This is a genomic window from Ilyobacter sp. (assembly GCF_041583315.1).
Classification (GTDB): Bacteria; Fusobacteriota; Fusobacteriia; order Fusobacteriales; family Fusobacteriaceae; genus Ilyobacter.
The window spans coordinates 1-2,822 of record NZ_JBFHGC010000385.1; the positions used below are offsets into that span (position 1 = coordinate 1).

Annotated in this window: 4 protein-coding genes; all 4 read right to left on the reverse strand. The window is 32.1% G+C overall.

Annotation, left to right across the window (positions count from 1 at the left end; translation table 11 throughout):
- Positions 1–310: 310 nt before the first annotated feature.
- Positions 311–814 (reverse strand): ferritin-like domain-containing protein, encoded by a 504-nt coding sequence (locus ABZA26_RS11795; protein WP_372714718.1) that lies wholly within the window; start codon positions 812–814, stop codon positions 311–313.
- Positions 815–835: 21 nt separating this feature from the next.
- Complete coding sequence (locus ABZA26_RS11800; protein ID WP_372714719.1) at positions 836–1,177, reverse strand: hypothetical protein; 342 nt, start codon at positions 1,175–1,177, stop codon at positions 836–838.
- Positions 1,178–1,245: 68 nt separating this feature from the next.
- Entirely contained in the window at positions 1,246–1,659 is a 414-nt protein-coding gene (locus ABZA26_RS11805; RefSeq protein ID WP_372714720.1) for a Fur family transcriptional regulator, read from the reverse strand.
- Between the two features lie 63 nt (positions 1,660–1,722).
- The gene (locus tag ABZA26_RS11810; RefSeq protein WP_372714721.1) at positions 1,723–2,268 is read right to left on the reverse strand and encodes a ferritin family protein; all 546 of its coding nucleotides are present in this window, start codon (positions 2,266–2,268) and stop codon (positions 1,723–1,725) included.
- Between the last annotated feature and the right edge of the window lie 554 nt (positions 2,269–2,822).

Sequence of the window (2,822 nt, forward strand, 5' to 3'; positions counted from 1 at the left end):
ACTATAGTTTCAACGATAGAAGAATATGAGTGTATTTTTGAACTGGTAATGGTAAGACTCTAATAATATGATGCTTAGATATCTCTTGAGGTTTTGATATAAATACTATTGAAGCAGAAAAGACTTTGATACGGGAAAAATTTTAAGATTTTTTTTATTTCTACGGAATTTGAAATTTTGGGAAGAAGAACTGAGGCTAGATATAGGAAAGTGCTGAGATAATAAGTAAAATAAGGCCCCCTAACGGGCGTTTTATAATTAGATGTTATATTCAGTTTTTTTATTTTTTGAAGTATATATTTGTAAAAAATTACCTTTTAAATCTTTCTCTCATAATTTCGATATCTTCTAAAATTGCCTGCAGATCTTCTTCATGTTCTTCTTCCTGCTCTAATATTTTAAGTGCCATATTATAAGTTACCATATCTTTATCTTTTGTGATGTCCATTATATTTTTATAGACACTTATAGCACATTGCTCGCCTTTAATATTTTGTTTTAATATCTCTTCTACATATGGATCAAGCGGGGCATCATATCCACAGTGAGTTAATTTGAGAATTTCTTCTGGAGAAATAGGAGGAGTCCCTCCCAATTGAATTATCCTGTCACTGACCCATTGTGCATGTGTAAATTCTTCGGTAGCATGCTGCAGCAATTCTGCAACAGTTCCTTCTCTCATAGGGCCCTTTACAACCTGAGCTCCTATCCAGTACTGATAATATGCAAGCCATTCGTCTGCATACGCACTAGTCAATAATTTTAGCAGTTCATTTACATCTAAATCTACAATCTCTCTACCTCTTGTTCCCATTCAAAAATCCCCCCCTGTGTATTATATTTTTTTTGTTAATTTATAACTATTAACACTCCAAGTAGATGCTATATCGGAATAACTTTTATTAAAATATTCATTGCTCCAAGCAGATGCTGTTTTTGCGTAACTTTTGTTACTTTTTATCAAGCTATTACCACTCCAGTCAGATGCCGTACTTGCATAACTTCTACTGTTTGTTGCTAAAATACCATTGCTCCAAACAGATGCTATACTGGCATAATTTCTGTTGTTATTAACTTTTACAGGATTTAAGCTGCTGGCAAATGAAATGCTCGCAATAAATAATAATATACTTGATGCAATTAGTGTAACCTTTATTTTTCCATTCATTAATTTCATAATTTCCTCCTGATTTTTTAAAATTGATATATGTTAAACCTAAGTTTAAGGCAAGTTTTTTTCTAACTCTAGTTTAAATTCTTTTGTAAACATTTATCACAAATTCCTTTGTAATATACATGTTGTTCATCTATCTGGAATTTGTCCAGTGATTTAATTTCAGAAATTTTATCATCAATCTTGATGTCATAAATTGTTCCGCATTTTTCACATTTAAAATGTCCGTGTACTTCCATATGGCTGTCATATCTAGTTTCGTTTTCCTCTATTACAATAGTATGAGCAATTTTTTTCTCAATAAATAAATTTAGAGTATTGTAAACTGTTGTTTTAGAAAGTGTTGGAATCTCATTCACCAATTCTTTATAAATCATTTCTACTGTTGGGTGATTCTCTTTAGTCACTAAATATTCAAAAATTTTTATTCTTTGAAAAGAAGGCTTTATTCCATTTTTTTTTAAATGACCGATGACATCATTCATATCACTACCTCCTTTAATTTTTAACTGAAGAGATAGTATAGACTATCTCTTCAGTTAGTTTAATTACTTCTTAAAATGTCTTTCTAGAAGGCCTAAAAATGCTCTACCGTGTCTAGCTTCATCTTTTGCCATCTCGTGTACTGTATCATGGATAGCATCAAATCCTAGTTGCTTTGCTCTCTTTGCAATATCAAACTTTCCTGCAGTAGCACCATATTCAGCCTCTACTCTCTTGGTAAGATTAACTTCGGTTGATGCACATACACACTCACCTAACAGTTCTGCAAACTTTGCAGCGTGTTCAGCCTCCTCAAATGCAATTCTCTTGTAGGCCTCTGCCACTTCTGGGTATCCTTCTCTGTCTGCTACTCTTGACATTGCAAGATACATACCTACCTCTGTGCATTCCCCTTCAAAATTAGCTCTTAATCCTGCAATTATTTCTTCATCTCCGCAGGCCAATCCTTCTCCGACAATGTGCTCTGTAGCCCATACTCTTTTTTCATCAGCTTTTATTTCCTCAAACTTATCTGAACCCGCCTTACATACTGGGCATACTTCCACTCCTGCTTCGATGATTTCCCCGCATACTGTACATCTAAATTTCATAAACCTACCTCCAAATTTTTATTTTAATTTACATTCGTTGTAAAATTGTAACCGTTACATTTCTGTTAACAAGATGATTCTACAATTAATATTAAAATTTGTCAACACCTTTTATAAAAAAAATTATTTTTAATAAATCGGCTTATGTAAAAAAAGTTTCAGGCTACATTTTAAGAGATATATCAAAAATATAGGACTTAAAATAACAATATCTAATTTTTAAATATAAAGCGGGACAGTTTTTAGTACATATTATTATTCTGTGATGAACCAGCATGAACAGGTTACAATACTGGTCTTAAAAAAAGTAAATAAGCTTCATGTCCGTTTGCAATTGCTTCACTCTTAGGCAGAAATCCAGCCATTTTTTTAGTGTTGCCTTAAAAAATACGTATCGCTGATATTTCAACAAGATACAAAAAAACGTACCTTATTGTGATAATTGAACTCTTTTTCAATAGATTGAGAGTATCAAAATTTTCAAATATAAGATCGTAAGCAAAGATAGCTAACGTCAGCGGAAATTTGGCAAATTTTTATACAGCAATATCACT